The organism is Amycolatopsis endophytica (genome assembly GCF_013410405.1).
Lineage (GTDB): Bacteria > Actinomycetota > Actinomycetes > Mycobacteriales > Pseudonocardiaceae > Amycolatopsis_E > Amycolatopsis_E endophytica.
This window is the reverse complement of the sequence record NZ_JACCFK010000001.1, coordinates 3,475,118-3,490,937: the sequence shown is the minus strand read 5'-3', so window position 1 is coordinate 3,490,937 and position 15,820 is coordinate 3,475,118. Positions and strand designations below refer to the sequence as shown.

Sequence of the window (15,820 nt, the reverse complement as noted above, 5' to 3'; positions counted from 1 at the left end):
CGGGAGAGCGGTCAGTAGTCGGAGACCAGCTCGGCCGGGTTGAGAACCACCTCGTACGGAGCCGTGAGCGTGATCGTCTCGTCGCGCACGGCTTCGTCGAGCGTGAAGTAGGCGCCCTCGCGCAGCGCGAGGCACAGGACGCTGGGCACATACGGGTCGACGATCCAGTAGTTCGGACAGCCGGCCACCGCGAGGCGCGCCCGCTTCAGCTCGGTGTCGATCAGGCGGCTGGACGGCGAGATCACCTCGACCGACAGCACCGGCACGCCGACCAGGGCACGTTCGGTGTAGTCGCCGCGCCGCCCGACCACGACGTCGGGGATCAGCACGGTGTCGTCGGCGAGGACCACGTCCACCGGCGCGGGCAACGCCTCGCAGTCCTTCGGGCAGTTCCGGGTGACGGCGGTGAGGACCCTGGCCACGACACGCTGGTGCAGCGGACGGGGTGAGGGGCTCATCAGGAGCACCCCGTCCACGAGCTCGTAGCGGTGACCGTCATCGGCGATCGACTCCAGATCCCTACGCGTGAATGGTTCGCGGTGTCCGAACACCGGGACAGTCGCCATGGTCTCCCCAAATCGCGTAGTAACGAACCCGGGCTTCGCGTCAGCTTAGTCGCTCGCCGATGACCAACCGCTGCCACACGGCGCTGTCGCGGTCCCGAACAGACCAGCCGCCCGGATCGCGCCACCCGCCGCCTGCCACCGCACGTCACCGAGGGTTGATCCACGGTGACGAGCCCGCAACGACCGCGCCCCCACTGAGCCAAACGTGTGCCGTGAAAGAATTCGGATCACCGTCGGCTCCAGTACCAGAACACGCAAACTCCCGAATCATCGCCGGTAAACTCCGCCGCGATTTCCGGACCCGGCCCGAAAAATCGATGGTAGGCGAAACCCCGAACGGGCCGCAATACGCGGAGCCGCCGGGCGCGGGTGACGCGCGGGGAGAACCGATCATTCACCTTCCCGCCGTCGCGCCTTAACCCAGCGCCGTAACTCCACCCGGGCATGGACGCGATAGCAGGACGTCGGTGATTTTTCGACCGGAAGCGGCCACCGAGGCGGGCCGTGGAACTGGGGACACACAAATGAAAAACGCAGACGACCGCCGGCCGGGTAACGTCCGGACGCCGCGGTTCCAGCTCATCGGCGGTCACGACGGAAGCACCCGCTGGCGACTGCTGGGCAGCAACAACGTGTCACTCGGCCTGGGAGTGGTCGATTACCGGGACAGCACCGAATGCGCGACCGCCATCCAGTGGCTGTGCCGGAACCTGTCGCGGACGCGCATGGATCTGACGCACCTCAACGGGATCCAGTGGCGCTGGGTGCTGCACTCCGGTTCCGGGCCGATCGCCACCGCGACTCGCCCGTACGGCCGGAAGATCGAAGCCAAACGGGGGTACGAACGATTCGTCGCGGCCGTCGGGATCGCCGCGGAATCCGGCAGTGACGGACGGATCCTGGACTGGCGGGCGAAATACCGGCTCGATTCCCCGCCATGACGGGCACGCTGCGTGCGTTCGTCGGGCATTAACCGCCACGCCGTCGGGCGAGAAGGCAAGGCACCGCCAGACGTTGCCCAAGGCGGCGAAGTTGGTTCCCGGCCGCGGAAATCCCCCGGCCGAGAACAGACAGAAAAGAGTACTGACACTATGCGTGCTCGTACCGCACGGTTTGCCGGCGTCATCGGCGCCGCCACCGGGGCCTGCCTGCTCCTCACCGGTACCGCCAGCGCGGTGCCCGGCGACAACGGCCTCAACGAGGTCGTGACCGCCGCCGGTTCCGACACCATCCAGGACTTCACCAACGCGCTCTTCGCCCAGGCGAACGGCGGCGAGGACAACTACGTGAACGTGCCGCCGGTGCTGCCGGCGGGCGGCACCTTCACGGTCCCCGCGGACCTCTACGACGGCGGCACCACCTACGACACCACCAGCAACCCGGTGCCCAACGGTTCGTCGGCCGGCAAGAACGCGCTGAACGCCAACGCCTCGTCGGGCGGCGCGCTGATCGACGTCGCCCGTTCGTCGTCCGGCCCGAGCTCCAGCGATCCGGTCGAGTTCGAGTACTACGGTTTCGCCCGCGACGGCGTGTCCTGGGCCGCCTCGTCGACCGGTGCCGGTGCCGGCGTCACCCTGACGCTGGACCAGCTGAAGGGCATCTACAACGGCTCCATCGACAACTGGAGCGAGGTCGGCGGCGCGGACGCCCCGATCGCCGTGTACCTGCCGCAGACGGGTTCGGGCACGCTGTCCTTCTTCACCGGCAACGTCCTCGGCTTCGACCCGACCACCACCGGTGTCACCATCCACCGCATGCAGGAGAACGACGCCACCACCATCGCCGCAGGTGACGCCGGGACCGCGATCGCGCCGTACTCGGTGGCCCAGTGGGTCGCCCAGGCCAACGCGGTCGTCACGGACAAGCGCGCGGGCTTCTTCGAGGGCACCCTGACCGGTGCGGACTCGGACGTCGCGCCGGTGGGCGTGAACGCCACCTCCGGCAAGTGGGAGCCGACGTTCCTGCCTGCCTTCCGGGGCGCGCGCACGGTGTACCACGTCCTGGACACCCGTTCGCTCTCCTACGGCGCCGCGCTGAACATCGTCGGCTTCGACGCGTCCGGCCCGAGCCCCCTCTGCTCCGGCGCGCTGAACACCCTGATCAGCGACTACGGTTTCCAGCCGCTGGGCACCTCGGGTGTCACCTGCACCCTGTCCTGACCCACTGCTCCCCGGAACCGGCCCGCGTGGGGTTTTTCCCCGCGCGGGCCGGTTTCTTTCCGGATGGCGCTAACGGAATCCGCGCGCGGCCGCGCGAGACCGAAGCGAGGGTCGCTACGCGGGTACCTCAAGCACCGGCTTCGCTTCGCTACGCCCCGATCGGCCCCTCCCGAACCCGATCTCTCAGTGTTCGGTTGCCGAGCAGTCGCGTCAAGGCGGGAAAGCGTGCCTTGACCCGACTGCTCGGCAACCGATGTGGCTGGGGATCGGGTTGCGGGAGAGGACTGGTTCGGAGCTGGTCACTTCCCGTTGCCGGGTGCGCCGCCCGGAACGGCAAACACGCCGCCCGCAGCGGCAAACACGCCGCCCGGAACGGCAAACACAGCGCGGCGCGCGGCGTGTTTGCCGCTCCCGCTGGCGTGTTTGCTGTTCGCGGCGGCGTGTTGGCCGTTCGCGCGTAGCGCCAGAACCCGCGTAGCGGCAACCCAACCTCAGCAGGCGGGCTCCGAAGGTGACGGAGTCGTGCTGGGAGCGCTGCTGCTCGTCGTCTCCACCGGAGGAGTGGTCGTCTCCACCGGCGTGGTCGTCGTCGGCGTCGAGGTCGTCGTGGGCGCCGGGGTGCAGCTCGACGAGGGCGGCTCACTCGTGGTCGACGTCGTGGTGGGAACCAGTGTCCGCGTCGGGGACGGGGGCGGGGTTGCCGGGGGCGTGACCGACGGAGGCGCGGGCACCGTCACCGGCGGGGGCGGCGGTACGGCCACCGGCGCGCCCGGCAACGACACGACGGGAGCACCGGGCGCCACCGCACCGGGCACCACCGCTCCCACGACCGGGCCGGCCACACCGGGCGAGTCCGCCACCGGGGTGCCGCCGCGGGCGTAGGCGTCCGCCCACAGCAGGACCGTCGCGACATAGGCGTCCGAGTGGTTGTACCGGAACACCGCCTGCGCCCGCTGCCGCGGATCCCGCAGGTCACCGCCGCCGGCGCACAGGTACCTGCCCGCCGCGAGCGCCGCGTCGAAGATGTTGTGCGGGCTCACCACGCCGTCGCCGTTGCCGTCCGCGCCGAACGACCTGAACGTGGCCGGGATGAACTGCATCGGCCCCACCGCGCGGTCCCAATGGACATCGCCGTCCAGTGCACCGCCGTCGGTGTCCCGGATGGCCGCGAAGGCGCCGCCGTCGAGCACCGGGCCGAGGATCGCGCCCGTGGTCGTGCCGTCGGCGTCCACCCGGCCGCCGCGCGCGTGGCCCGATTCGATGCGGCCGATCGCCGCCAGCAGCGACCAGTCCAGGTGACAGTCCGGCGCGATCCGGGCCATCTCCGCGGCCGCGCGGTGGTAGGCGTCCCACACGCTCGCCGGGATGCGCGGCGCCGACGTCACCGGGGCACCCATCGGCGTGATCGGCAGGTCCGCGAACGAGGGCAGCTGCGCGGCGAGCATCAGCGGGTCGTCCGCCGCGTCCAGCACCGCCGGGCTCAACGACGCCTGCGCGGACTCCCCCGTCGCCCCGGTCTCGGCGACCAGCGCGATCGGCACACCGCCGCTGGGCAGGAACGGCACGAGTGCCAGCGAGGCCGCCGCGTACGCGCCGAGCTTGACGCGCCTGGCCTCGGACTTGCGCCGTCGCCGCTCCGCGGCCCAGCGCTCCTGACGCAGCATCATGTTCCCCCTGATCGGTCTTCTCGGCATGGTCAGGCCCAGGCAGGCAGCAGGCGCCACACGGCGGTCGCCGCGAGCACGGCCAGCACCAGCAGGGCCGGGGTGGTGACGACATAGGTGGACACCGGGCGCCACCGCCGGTAAAGCAGCGTAGCTCCGGCGGCGACCGCGACGAATCCGCCGAATGCCAGCACCAGCTGCGCCCACGCGGACGGATCGCCGGTGCGGCCGTCCTGCGCATCGGCTCGTCCGTTCTGCGGCGTCGGGCGGAACGGCTTGCCCTCGATCACCGCGGTCACCACCGTCGCGGACGAGGCCGAACCGGGCCACCACGACGCCGACGTGACGAGCGTGAGCCGGTCGTCCTGACTCTTGCCGTAGTCGCCGTCCTCGTCGAACTCCCGCGTGGCCGTCCCGGTGACGGTGTAGACGGACTTGCCCTGGGTGGTCGCGACGACGATCTGGTCACCGGCGGCCAGCTCCCCCAGGCGCGAGAACGGCGCCCCGTACCCGGAGTAGCGGCCCACGATGCCGCTGTTGCCCGCCTGCCCCGGCCTCGACGTCCCCGGCACGTGACCGGCCCCGGACGCGGTCTGCTCCGGGGTGACGCCCTCCAGCACGACCTGCTGCAGGTTCAGCTTCGGGATCTCCAGGATCGCGACCGGCGATCCGAACTCCGGCGGTTTCGTGACCGGCGCGGCACCCAGCAGTGTCCGGGTCGCCCCGTACGCCTCGGCGATCTCGCCTTTCAGGTCGGCGAGCGCGGCGCGCTGGTCGTTGTTGGCGAGCATCGGCCCGAGCGCGTAGGTGACCAGCACGAAGCACAGCGCCGTGGTGAGCACCCAGGCGACCGCCGTTCCGGCGATCCATTTCGGACCGAACGTGGCGAACCGCGGCGCGGGTTCCTCGACCGGTTCGTCGAGGACGGTCTCCGTCTGCTCCTCCTCGTCCCACGCCTCGTCGTTCTCCACCGTGGACAGGGTGCTCATGAACCGCTCCGCATCGAGGTGATCCGCCGTTTCAGCGCGTCCAGCCAGGGCGGCAGCGGCCGTCCGGCGGAGGCGTAGGCGGTGCCCGCGGGCAGCACCACCAGTCCGACCAGTGCCAGCAGCGGGATCAGGGCCGCGAGCGCGGTGCCGCCAGGGAAGAACGGGATCTTCGTCGAGGCCGCGAGGTTGCGGGACTCGGTGAGACTCTCCGGCGTCGGCACCTTGGTGTCCAGCGGAGCGGCGCCCGCGGCCGAGCCGGAACCGCCCGCGCCAAGGCCACCGGTGCCGAAGCCGGTGCCGAGTCCGTCGCCGCCGGACCCCGTCGTGTACGAACCGGACGATCCACCGGTCGCCGATCCGGGGTTCCGCGCGTCTTCCCGCTCCTGGCACGCCTCAGCGGCGGTGCCGGTGCCGACCAGTGCCGCCGCTTCCTGCGCCGCGCTCAGCAGTTCCGGCGTCAGCGGCACCAGCCCGGCCCCGAGCCCGCCCTGCCCGCCGTTGGTGGCGGCCTTGAGGAAGGTGGCCAGCTGGGCCTGCTTGTCGGCCAGCGGCTGGCAGCTTTCGTCGATCAGCGGGTTGACCGGTGCCGCCACCGACTCCACGAACGTCAGCGGGTACGCGGCCGGATCGGCGCTGACGTCGCCGATCGTGACCGAACCGTCCTCGGCCTGGGTCGCGTGCGCCGCCGCGGCCCGCAGCGACGCCGGGGTCGGCGCGACGTACCCGCCGTGACCGTCGGGCAGCGCGACGGGCGCCCAGCCGTACTCGGTCGCCGTCGCCAGGTCGGTCACGACCCAGTTCAGGCAGCCGTTGGTGCATTCGAACCCGGTCCCGAGCACTGGCCCGTTGACCTGCTTGCGCACGTTGACCCGGCCGGACTTGGCGTCCACGTTGTGCACGTTGACCAGGTCGAGGTTCAGCGCGTTGAGGTCGGTGACGGTGCCGACCGGGCCACCGCCCTTGTCCGCGAAGTACGACGTGGTGCCATACACCCAGGCGCCGGGGGCCGCGCTCGCCAGCTTCCCGCTCAGGATCGCCGGGACCGTGCTCGGCCCGGACTCCCCCGTGACGCCGAAGAAGCTGAGGTTGGCGGTGTCCACGCCGGCGCGGGTTTCGGGCGCGCTCGTGGTGTTGCCGTTGCCGTCCTTGATCGCGTCGAGCGCGGGGTTGCGGGTCACCAGCGGTGATCCGTTCCGGAAGATGCCGCCGCGTCCGGTGGAGGACGGGCTCAGGCCGCCCTTGCTGAGCATGTTCGCCACGTCGTCCCAGGTGAAGGTCAACGCGGTGCCGAGACGGGAACTCACCAGCGCTCCGCTGTCCGTGACGTCGGTGGGCGCCCAGCCCACCGCGGCGATCACGGTCGCGTTGAGCGCGGCGGGCACGTAGGCCCGCTCGCGCTCCGTCTGGCTCGCCAGCCTGCCACCGGAACCGGTCATCGCGATGTCGGACGCACCCGTGTCGAACGCCCTCAGCCCCGCGTCCTCCGTCTCGGCGACGATGTTGGCGGGCTGCGCGGACTGCGTCGGCGCGCACAGCATCTGGTTCCAGGACACCGCCGTGTCGCCGAACCGCTCCGGCATGCTCGCGTTGAGCGTGCTCGCGCCGACACCGCCGCAGCCCTGGATCTCCAGGCCGGGCGCGGACGCGGCGAAGGTGATCGAGCTGTCGTAGACCGTCTGCGCGGCGGTCGAGCCCGGCGGCGTGCCGGTGATCGTCAGCGTCATCGTGCACGGGTTGTTCTCGTCGCAGGTGTAGGAGTACTTCTTGCCCTCCGGGTTGCTCGGCCAGGTGAGGGCCTGCGACGGCTGCAGCTGCGTGTACTCCGGGTCGAAGTTGATGTTCGCCGGGGTCCGGCTGCCGCGTGGCACGAACGTGTCCAGCACGATGTTCTGCGTGGCGGCGCTGCGGCCGCGCGGGGTGTTGGGCGGCGCGAACACCGCACCGGACAGCTCGTCGTTGAAGGCGGAGCAGTAGGCGGCGACGCGTGCCGCGACCGTGTGGTCGGGCGCCCACGTGCCGGGCTTGAGCAACCCGTCCGGCAGCGGGCTCGGGCACACCCGGTAGTTCGCGGTCGCGCCGGCAGGCAGGCCGGAAATGGTGATCCGCAACGGATCGCCGTCCTGTGCGTGCAACGGGTCCACCCCGCTCGTCTGGACGGAGTAGCTCAGCGACGCCGTCTGGGCGGTCGCGGACGGAACCACGAGCACTCCCGCCACGGCGAGAAAACCGCTCACGAAAACGAGCAGCACACGTCGAACGCCAGTCATGGGCCCAACTTCGCCATCGCGCCCGCATCCCGTCAACGGCGGAAACCCCTCGGAGCGCCCAATTCACCGATGCGCCGTCGGGCCTTCCCTGATCGTCCACGTTTCCCGGCCGCGGGATCGCGATACTCGCTCCGTGACCCTCGCCATGCCGAAATCCGGTGAGCCGCCGCCCGTGCGGCCGATCGCCGACGCACCCTCCCGCGCCGACCGCGCCTTCCGCCGCATCACCACCGGCGCGGGCCTGTCCGTGCTGGCGTTGCTGATCGTCATCGGGTTCTTCCTGATCTTCCGGTCGGTCCCGGCGTTCCAGGTGAGCGGTTTCGGGTTCTTCGGCACGATCCGCTTCGACCCCGCCACCGGGGTGATGGGCGTGCTCGGCCTGCTGTACGGCACGGTGGTCGTCGCGGTGATCGCGGTGGTCGTCGCCGTGCCGCTGTCGATCTTGGCCGCGCTGTTCATCACCGAGTACGCGAGCGGCCGGATGCGCGGGCTCCTCACCGGTCTGGTCGATCTGCTCGCGGCGATCCCCAGCCTGCTCTACGGCCTGTGGGCGTTCAGTTTCCTCGGGCCCTACCTCACGCCGGTGGCGGAGTGGATGACCGGGAACCTCGGCTGGTTCCCGCTCTTCGCCACCGAGCCGGACGCGGTGCTGTTCAACTCGATGTTCGTGGCCGGGCTCGTGGTGTCGCTGATGGTCATCCCGATCACCACGTCGGTGATCCGCGAGGTCTTCGTGCAGACCCCGCTCGGCGAGAAGGAAGCGGCGCTGGCACTGGGCAGCACGCGGTGGGGCATGGTGAAGACCGTGGTGCTGCCGTTCGGCCGCGGCGGGATCATCGGCGGCGCGATGCTCGGGCTGGGCCGCGCGCTCGGCGAGACCATCGCGGTTTCCCTGCTGCTGCCGCAGGTTCCCGAGATCACGACACACTTCCTGGAGTTCGGCGGCGCCACGATCTCCGGGTTCATCGCGAACAACGCGGGCGCGACCGGGATCTTCCTCAACGGACTGATGGCGGCCGGTCTCGTGCTGTTCGTGTTCACGCTGGCGACGAACTTCACCGCGTCGATGATCATCTCACGCAGCCGCTCCGGTGCGGGGGTGGACGCGTGACCGCGACGCTGGACGAAACCCGGACCCCGCCGCGCTCCGGCCCGCCGGTCAGGCGGCGCACGTCGGCCACCACCCCGCAGGACCGGTGGGTGGCACTGGGGTGCGCGGCCTCGGCGACACTGCTGACCTGGTTCGTCATGCACGAGCTGCTCACCTCGCCGGGCTGGCTCGCCGATCTGGCCGTGGCCTACCTGCTGTACCTGGTGATGCTGTTCCTGGTCACCCGCGACCGGCTGGGCAGGCTGGCCGCGGTCGACAAGCTGGTGTCGGCGGTCGTGGTCAGCGGAGCGATCGGCCTGCTGGTTCCACTGCTGTTCCTGCTCGGCTACATCGTGTTCAAGGGAGTGCCGAACCTGCGCGCCGGGTTCTTCACCCACGACATGGGCGGCGTCGCCCCGACGGACCCGGCCACCGCGACGGGTGGTCTGCACGCGATCCTCGGGACGCTGGAGCAGACCGCGCTGGCGCTGGTGTTCGTGGTGCCGCTGGGCGTGCTGACCGCGGTGTTCCTCAACGAGACCCGCTCGCGGTTCCGCCGCCCGGTCCGGATCTTCGTGGACGCGATGAGCGGGCTGCCCTCGGTCGTGGCAGGCCTGTTCGTCTACGCGGCGCTGATCATGCCGCCGGTCGCGGGCGGGTTCTCCGGGTTCATGGCGACGCTCGCCCTGACGATGATCATGCTACCCACCGTCACCCGCACCGTGGACGTGGTGCTGCGACTGGTGCCCGACGGCCTGCGCGAGGCGTCGCTGGCGCTGGGCGCGAGCCGCGCCCGGACGGTGTGGTCGGTCGTGCTGCCGACCGCCCGCACCGGCGTGAGCACGGCGATCATCCTCGGCATCGCGCGGGTCGTCGGCGAGACCGCGCCGCTGCTGTTCACCTCGTTCGGGTCGCTGGCGATGAACTACAACCCGTTCAGCGGCCCGCAGGAGAGCCTGCCGCGGTTCGTCTACCGCTACATCAAGGAGCCGCTGGAATCCGCGCAGCAGCGCGGGTACGTCGGCGCGCTCGTGCTCATCCTGCTGATCTTCGCGTTGTTCGCGCTGACCCGGCTGATCGGCCGGAAGCGCTGGTCGAAACGGCGTAAAGCGCCCCGGAAAACAGGAGCCACCCCGTGACCGAGACGATCTACCGCGAGCCGGTCCGCGTGATCGGCGGTCCGCCGCCGGGCGCGGCGGCACTGGAGGCCCGCGAGGTGGCCGCGTGGTTCGGCGACCACCTGGTGCTGGACGGCGTTTCGCTGGAAATGCCCGCACGCGAGGTCACCGCGCTGATCGGGCCGTCCGGCTGCGGCAAGTCGACGTTCCTGCGGATCCTCAACCGGATGCACGAACTGGTTCCGTCGGCGAGCCTCGCCGGTGAGGTCCTGCTGGACGGCCAGGACATCTACGCCGACGGCACCCGCGCCCAGCACGCGCGGCTGCGGATCGGCATGGTGTTCCAGAAGCCCAACCCGTTCCCCGCGATGTCCATCCGGGACAACGTGCTGGCCGGTCTCAAGCTCGCGGGCGTGAAGTGCCCCGACAAGGACGCACTGGTCGAGCAGAGCCTGGAGCGGGCCGGGTTGTGGCGCGAGGTGCGGGACCGGCTCAACCAGCCCGGCGGCGCGCTCTCCGGCGGTCAGCAGCAGCGGTTGTGCATCGCGCGATCCCTCGCGGTGCAACCGAACGTGCTGCTGATGGACGAGCCGTGCTCGGCGCTGGACCCCACCTCGACGCGGCGCATCGAGCAGACCATCGCCGAGATCGCCGACGAGGTCACGATCGTGATCGTCACGCACAACATGCAGCAGGCGCAACGCGTGTCCGACCACTGCGCGTTCTTTCTCGCCGGGGAAAACGAGCCCGGCCGGATCGTCGAACACGGCCCGACCGAACAAATCTTCGGCGAGCCCGAGGATGTCCGAACCTACGATTACGTCAACGGCCGCTTCGGCTGACGCTGGGGGAAATCCGATGCACCGCAGAACCTGGCTCGCGCTGGCGGGCGCGAGCGTCGTCCTCGCGACGCAGGTGCTGTTCGCGCCGAGCGCCGCGGCCTTCGTGCAGGCCAACGGGTCCGGCTCCACCTACGTGGGCCTGGCCATGAGCGACTGGCAGAACGGCGCCAACTCGCGCGGTATCCCGGTCAACTACAGCGCGCTCGGTTCACCGGCCGGCGTGAACCAGTACGGTGACCGGACCGTGGACTTCGCAGGCACCGAGGCCGAGGTCAGCTCGCTGCAGGCCGCCGGCGGTGGTGGGGTGTCCGCGACCAGCCGCGGTTTCCAGTACGTGCCGGACGTCGCCGGCGCGGTCGCGGTGATGTACAACGTGACCGACGCGGCCGGCCGTCGCGTCGATTCGCTGCACCTGACGCGGCAGACGGTCGCGCGGATCTTCGCGCGCGACATCACGCGGTGGAGTGATCCGGAGATCACCCGCACCAACGGCGGGTTCCCGCTGCCCGACCAGCCGATCACGCTCATCGGCCGCAGCGGTCAGTCCGGGACGACGGCGTTGTTCTACGACTTCGTGGCACACATGGCGCCCGGCCCGTACAACGCGTTCGTCTCGCGCAACGCCAACTCGGGCGTCGGGCACCTGCCCGCCGGGGTGCGTCCCATCCAGCTGCCGACGGTGGGTGCGGACGCGGACAACTACCGGCTGTTCGCCGACTCCGACCAGATCGCGCAGACGATCGCCACCGGCAGCGTGCCGTTCTCGATCGGCTACGACGAGTTCGGGTACGCGAAGAAGTACAACGCGCCCACCGCGTGGGTGGACAACCAGGCGGGCGAGTACACCCTGCCCTACGCGCAGAACATCGCCGCGGCGCTGACGAAGGCGAACCTGCGGCCGGACCTGAGCCAGGAACTGAGCGGCGTCTACACGAACCCGGATCCGGCGACCTACCCGATCTCGGCCTACTCCTACCTGATGACGCCGTGCTCGGGCGGCCGCGAGACCTGCCGCGGCGGCTATCCCGACGGCGCCAAGACGGAGACCATGGCGGCGTTCATCGAGCACATCGCCTGTGACGGGCAGATCAACATGGCGCGGATCGGCTACTCGCCACTGCCGCCGAACCTGTCGCAGGAGATGATGAACGCCAACGCGCGCCTGACCGGCCAGGCCCCGAAGCAGCTCAGCGCGGGCAACTGCTCGAACCCGACGTTCCACGGCAGTCTCGGCGCCGGCGCCACCGCGCCGGAGGACCCGTTCGTCGCGCTGGGCGGTGTCGACGCGCTGACCAACGGCGGCACCGGCAACGGGACCGCCGGTCCGGGCACGAACGGGCCGGAAGGCGCGGGCACCGGTGGTCCGTCGGACGCGAACGCCACCCCGGGCACCGAGATCGCGGCCGAGGAGTCACTGGCCAACGGTGGTTCGACCGACTGGCGCAACGCCGAACCGGCGGCCTACGAAAACGGCGGCTTCGGTGGCTTCGGCGCGTGGGCGGCTCTGGTGCTGCTCGTGGCGATCGCGGCGCCCCTGCTGCTGCGCGGTGCTCTGCGCGGCTTCCGACGGCAGCGGTGATTGTCCGAAGCGGACAGGATCGGCCGGACACCTCCAGATCGTGGCGTCCGGCCGCTAGTGTCACGGAGGTGACCACCCTGTACGACCTGCCGCTGTCCGAGTTGTCCGAGTACCGCCCGCCGCTGGACGAACCGGCCGATCTGGACGCGTTCTGGGCGGCCGCGCTGGCCGAGGCGGACGAGCTCGCCCTCGACCCGGAGTTCCGTCCACACTCGACACTGCTGCGGACGGTGGAGGTGTTCGATGCCTCGTTCACCGGCTCCGGCGGGCAACGCGTCTCGGCCTGGCTGGTGCTGCCGCGCGCACGCCCGGCGCGGTCGCCGTGCGTCGTGCAGTACCTCGGGTACAACCTGGGCCGCGGGCTGCCGCACGACTTCCTCACCTGGTCGGCGTTCGGCTACGCGCACCTGGTCGTCGACACCCGTGGCCAGGGCGGCAAGTCGATACCGGGCTCGACCGCGGATCTGATGCCCGCGGCGCCGGGGCCGCATGTGCCGGGTTTCCTGACACTGGGCATCCTCGACCCGGAGCAGTACTTCTACCGCCGCGTCTACGTCGATGCCGTGCGGGCCGTGGCCGCCGCGAAGGCGCACCCGGAGATCGACGCGGACCGGATCGTCGTCACCGGCGGCAGCCAGGGTGGTGGCATCACGCTCGCCGCGGCCGCGCTCGCGCCCGGTGTCGCCGCCGCGATGCCGGACGTCCCGTTCCTGTGCCACTTCCGGCGCGGCGCCGAGATCGCCTCCGACGGTCCCTACCGGGAGCTGGTGACCTGGCTGGCCGCGCACCGGCACCGCGCCGCCGAAGCCTTCGCCACGCTGCGGTACTTCGACAACGCCGTCCTGTCCGCGAGGGCGAGCGCGCCCGCGTTGTTCAGCGTCGCGCTGCGCGATCCGGTGTGCCCGCCCTCGACCGTCTTCGCGGCCTACAACCGCTACGGCGGACCGGGCGAGATCCGCGTGTGGGAGTGGAACGAACACGAGGGCGGCCAGAGCGCGCAGGTGGCCGAGCAGGCCGCCTGGCTGGCGAAGACCCTCACCCCCTGACCCGCCCGGCCGCGGCGTGCGGTCAGGAGCCGAACCCGCCGTAGCTGCCGGCTTTCGCGCGTTTGCGGACCTCGTCGAAGTGCCGGTGCACGGCTTCCTCGGCGGCGTCCGGGTCGGCCGACACCAGCGCGTCGACGATCGTCTGGTGGCGTTTGGCCGTGCTGACCGCGGAAGCGGCCGGGCCGCCCAGCTCGCTCTCGGCCGCGCGGTAGACGTCCCAGAACAGCCGGGTCAGCTCGCGGGCCAGGTCGAACCCGGCCTCGGCGCAGATCAGGTCGTGGAACTCGCGGTCGGCGGCCGCGCTGTCCGGGCCCTTGCGGCGCATCCGGTCGACGCACGCCTGCAGGTCCGTGATCAGCTCCGGGCGATGACGGCGGGCGACGCGGCGGGTCAGCTCGGTCTCCAGCATCTCCCGCACCTCCAGCAGGTCCCGCAGCCTGCCCGTGGTGCCGGCACCGGGCGTGCGCGTGCGGAACAGCAGCCAGGTGCGCAGCGCCTCCGAACCGGCCGATCCGACGAACGTGCCGTACCCATGGCGGACCTCGACGATACCGAGCGCGCGCAGCGCCCGGATCGCCTCGCGGATCGAGTTGCGGCTGACCCCGATGTCGGCCATCAGGTCGAGTTCGGTCGGCATCGGCGTCCCCGGTTCGAGCTCGCGCTCGATGATGAGGTCGATGATGCGTTTGCTGATCTCGTCGCCGAGCTGAGGGCGTGCCACCTTCTACTCCCCGCCTGAAGTCGGAGCCGGCTGATTTCCAGACATCCTACGTCAGATCCCTTGACCACCCGCCCGGCCGCTCATTACAGTCACCCGAACGCAGGACATCCCACGTCCTACTTCCAGTCATCCTCCGGCCTGATCAACGACGCACAAGTCAGGAGATGTCATGTCGCACCCCCTGTCCGGGCTCAGCCGCCGCGACTTCCTGCGGTTCACCGGCGTGGCCGGCACGGCCGCGGCCATCTCGGTCACCCTCGGTGCCTGCGGCGGCCCCGCTTCCACCAACAGCACCGGCAACTCCACCGGATCGCTGACCGCCGTCATCGGTTACGGCAACAACCAGACCTGGGACCCGCTGCAGACGGCGTCCGCGTTCTCGGTGGCGGCCAACCTGCACGTGTACGAATCGCTCGTCGAAGGCGACCCCGTCACCCGCGATCCCTTCCCCGGCCTGGCGAAGGCACTGCCGTCCGATCTGAGCGGCACCAGCATGAAGTTCGAGCTGCGCGACGGCGCGAAATGGCACGACGGCACCCCGGTCGTCGCGGACGACGTGGTGTTCACCTACGCCCGCGCGCTGGACCCGAACGAAAAGGTGCTGGTGCACAGCTTCTTCGCGGACTGGCTCCAGGAGGTGCGCAAGGTCGACGACCGCACCGTCGAGTTCGTGCTCAAGCACCCGTTCCCGTACGCGCTGCAGCGCATGCAGTCGGTGAAGATCGTGCCGAAGCACGTGTTCGAGGGCAAGTGGGCCGACGCCGCGGCGGGCAAGGTCGTCGGCTCGGGACCATACCGGGTCGTCGAGCAGGCTCCCTTGTCCTACACCAGGTTCGAGAAGTTCGAGGAGTACAACGGGCCCCGCCCGGCGGCGTACCGGACGATGCTGTGGAAGTCGATCGTCGAGGCGGCACCGCGGATCGCGGCGATCTCCGGCGCCGACCCCGAGGCGCAGATCGTGGAGAACATCCCGGCGGCCAACGCCGACCAGCTCCGCAAGGCCGGCCGCACGGTCGAATTCGCCGACGGCGGCAACAACCTGTTCCTGATGTTCAACACCGCGCACGCGCCGTTCGGTGACAAGCTCGTGCGGCAGGCGCTGCACTACGCGATCGACAAGCAGAAGATGATCCAGATCGGCCTGCAGGGCGCCGGCACCGCCGCGACGTCGTTCATCAACCCGAAGCTGCCCGCGTCGCAGCCCGCCGCGAACGACTTCACCTACGACCCGGACAAGGCGCGCCAGTTGCTGCAGCAGGCCGGGGTCAGTGGGCTGTCGGTCACGCTGTCCACCACCAACACCTCGCTCGTCGCGGACTGCGTCAAGGTCATCAAGGAGGGCTGGGACGCGATCGGCGTGAACACCACGCTGGACGCGCAGGACACCAAGGCGCTGTTCTCCAAACTGGACAGTGGCAAGGACTTCGAGGTGGTGGCCACCACCAACAACCCGATGCAGTTCGGCAACGACCCGGACCTGCTGACCCGCTACTACTACTCGGCGTCCTCGGTGCAGATGAACACCTACTGCCGCTGGACCGGCCCGGAATCTCGGGTGCTGCTCGCGTTGCAGGACCAGGCGGCCGCCGAGACCGACGAGGCGCGCCGCAAGCAGCTGACCAAGCAGCTGCTCGACATGCTCTCCGAGCACGCCGTCCTCTACCCCATCGTGTTCACGCAGCTGGGCACCGCGTGGGACGGGGACAAGATCACCGGGGTCACACCGCTGGGCTACCCGGGCATCTACCTCAACCAGGCCAAACCGGCCTGACGGCGGGA

The 15,820-nt window shown here is 70.5% G+C and carries 13 protein-coding genes; 8 read left to right on the top strand and 5 right to left on the bottom strand.

What is annotated here, in order from left to right:
* Nucleotides 1–11: 11 nt before the first annotated feature.
* On the bottom strand, nt 12–566 hold the full coding sequence (locus HNR02_RS17250) for a Uma2 family endonuclease (protein WP_218902921.1): 555 nt from the start codon (nt 564–566) through the stop codon (nt 12–14).
* Between the two features lie 524 nt (nt 567–1,090).
* Between HNR02_RS17250 and HNR02_RS17245 the strand changes: the two genes are divergently transcribed.
* Together HNR02_RS17245 and HNR02_RS17240 are read left to right on the top strand one after the other, a co-directional pair.
* Nucleotides 1,091–1,507 (top strand): DUF1508 domain-containing protein, encoded by a 417-nt coding sequence (locus HNR02_RS17245; RefSeq protein WP_179774174.1) that lies wholly within the window; start codon nt 1,091–1,093, stop codon nt 1,505–1,507.
* Between the two features lie 150 nt (nt 1,508–1,657).
* A complete protein-coding gene (locus HNR02_RS17240) occupies nt 1,658–2,725 on the top strand; it encodes a substrate-binding domain-containing protein (protein WP_179774173.1) in 1,068 nt (355 codons plus the stop codon).
* 491 nt (nt 2,726–3,216) lie between these two features.
* Here the strand turns inward: HNR02_RS17240 and HNR02_RS17235 are convergent, their stop codons facing one another.
* From HNR02_RS17235 to HNR02_RS17225, 3 genes are read right to left on the bottom strand one after another with little or no spacing between them, the layout of a single operon-like run.
* On the bottom strand, nt 3,217–4,392 hold the full coding sequence (locus HNR02_RS17235) for a lytic transglycosylase domain-containing protein (RefSeq protein ID WP_179774172.1): 1,176 nt from the start codon (nt 4,390–4,392) through the stop codon (nt 3,217–3,219).
* Nucleotides 4,393–4,421: 29 nt separating this feature from the next.
* Nucleotides 4,422–5,378: a sortase gene (locus tag HNR02_RS17230; RefSeq protein WP_179774171.1), complete on the bottom strand. Its 957-nt coding sequence runs from the start codon at nt 5,376–5,378 to the stop codon at nt 4,422–4,424.
* Complete coding sequence (locus HNR02_RS17225; protein ID WP_179774170.1) at nt 5,375–7,645, bottom strand: hypothetical protein; 2,271 nt, start codon at nt 7,643–7,645, stop codon at nt 5,375–5,377. Before HNR02_RS17225 ends, HNR02_RS17230 begins: the two co-directional genes overlap by 4 nt.
* A 133-nt stretch (nt 7,646–7,778) precedes the next feature.
* Here HNR02_RS17225 and pstC point away from each other — a divergent pair, with 133 nt between their 5' ends.
* The 5 genes from pstC (at nt 7,779) to HNR02_RS17200 (ending at nt 13,320) form a co-directional block, all read left to right on the top strand.
* The gene (gene pstC / locus HNR02_RS17220; RefSeq protein ID WP_376772871.1) at nt 7,779–8,756 is read left to right on the top strand and encodes a phosphate ABC transporter permease subunit PstC; all 978 of its coding nucleotides are present in this window, start codon (nt 7,779–7,781) and stop codon (nt 8,754–8,756) included.
* Nucleotides 8,753–9,874: a phosphate ABC transporter permease PstA gene (gene pstA / locus HNR02_RS17215; RefSeq protein ID WP_179774169.1), complete on the top strand. Its 1,122-nt coding sequence runs from the start codon at nt 8,753–8,755 to the stop codon at nt 9,872–9,874. The genes pstC and pstA overlap by 4 nt, the downstream gene beginning before the upstream one ends.
* A complete protein-coding gene (locus tag HNR02_RS17210; RefSeq protein WP_376772870.1) occupies nt 9,871–10,695 on the top strand; it encodes a phosphate ABC transporter ATP-binding protein in 825 nt (274 codons plus the stop codon). The genes pstA and HNR02_RS17210 overlap by 4 nt, the downstream gene beginning before the upstream one ends.
* 16 nt (nt 10,696–10,711) lie before the next feature.
* Nucleotides 10,712–12,274 (top strand): substrate-binding domain-containing protein, encoded by a 1,563-nt coding sequence (locus HNR02_RS17205; protein ID WP_179774168.1) that lies wholly within the window; start codon nt 10,712–10,714, stop codon nt 12,272–12,274.
* 68 nt (nt 12,275–12,342) lie between these two features.
* A complete protein-coding gene (locus tag HNR02_RS17200) occupies nt 12,343–13,320 on the top strand; it encodes an acetylxylan esterase (RefSeq protein ID WP_179774167.1) in 978 nt (325 codons plus the stop codon).
* A gap of 22 nt (nt 13,321–13,342) precedes the next feature.
* Here the strand turns inward: HNR02_RS17200 and HNR02_RS36485 are convergent, their stop codons facing one another.
* Nucleotides 13,343–14,041: a FadR/GntR family transcriptional regulator gene (locus HNR02_RS36485; RefSeq protein ID WP_179774166.1), complete on the bottom strand. Its 699-nt coding sequence runs from the start codon at nt 14,039–14,041 to the stop codon at nt 13,343–13,345.
* Between the two features lie 169 nt (nt 14,042–14,210).
* Here HNR02_RS36485 and HNR02_RS17190 point away from each other — a divergent pair, with 169 nt between their 5' ends.
* A complete protein-coding gene (locus HNR02_RS17190; protein ID WP_179774165.1) occupies nt 14,211–15,812 on the top strand; it encodes an ABC transporter substrate-binding protein in 1,602 nt (533 codons plus the stop codon).
* Nucleotides 15,813–15,820 lie beyond the last annotated feature (8 nt).

Bases quoted from the DNA above. Each gene is read 5' to 3' on its own strand.
- HNR02_RS17225 (WP_179774170.1), bottom strand. From the start codon at position 7,645: ATGACTGGCGTTCGACGTGTGCTGCTCGTTTTCGTGAGCGGTTTTCTC.
- HNR02_RS17230 (WP_179774171.1), bottom strand. From the start codon at position 5,378: ATGAGCACCCTGTCCACGGTGGAGAACGACGAGGCGTGGGACGAGGAG.
- HNR02_RS17240 (WP_179774173.1), top strand. From the start codon at position 1,658: ATGCGTGCTCGTACCGCACGGTTTGCCGGCGTCATCGGCGCCGCCACC.
- HNR02_RS17190 (WP_179774165.1), top strand. From the start codon at position 14,211: ATGTCGCACCCCCTGTCCGGGCTCAGCCGCCGCGACTTCCTGCGGTTC.
- HNR02_RS17245 (WP_179774174.1), top strand. From the start codon at position 1,091: ATGAAAAACGCAGACGACCGCCGGCCGGGTAACGTCCGGACGCCGCGG.
- HNR02_RS17250 (WP_218902921.1), bottom strand. From the start codon at position 566: ATGGCGACTGTCCCGGTGTTCGGACACCGCGAACCATTCACGCGTAGG.
- HNR02_RS17235 (WP_179774172.1), bottom strand. From the start codon at position 4,392: ATGATGCTGCGTCAGGAGCGCTGGGCCGCGGAGCGGCGACGGCGCAAG.
- HNR02_RS17205 (WP_179774168.1), top strand. From the start codon at position 10,712: ATGCACCGCAGAACCTGGCTCGCGCTGGCGGGCGCGAGCGTCGTCCTC.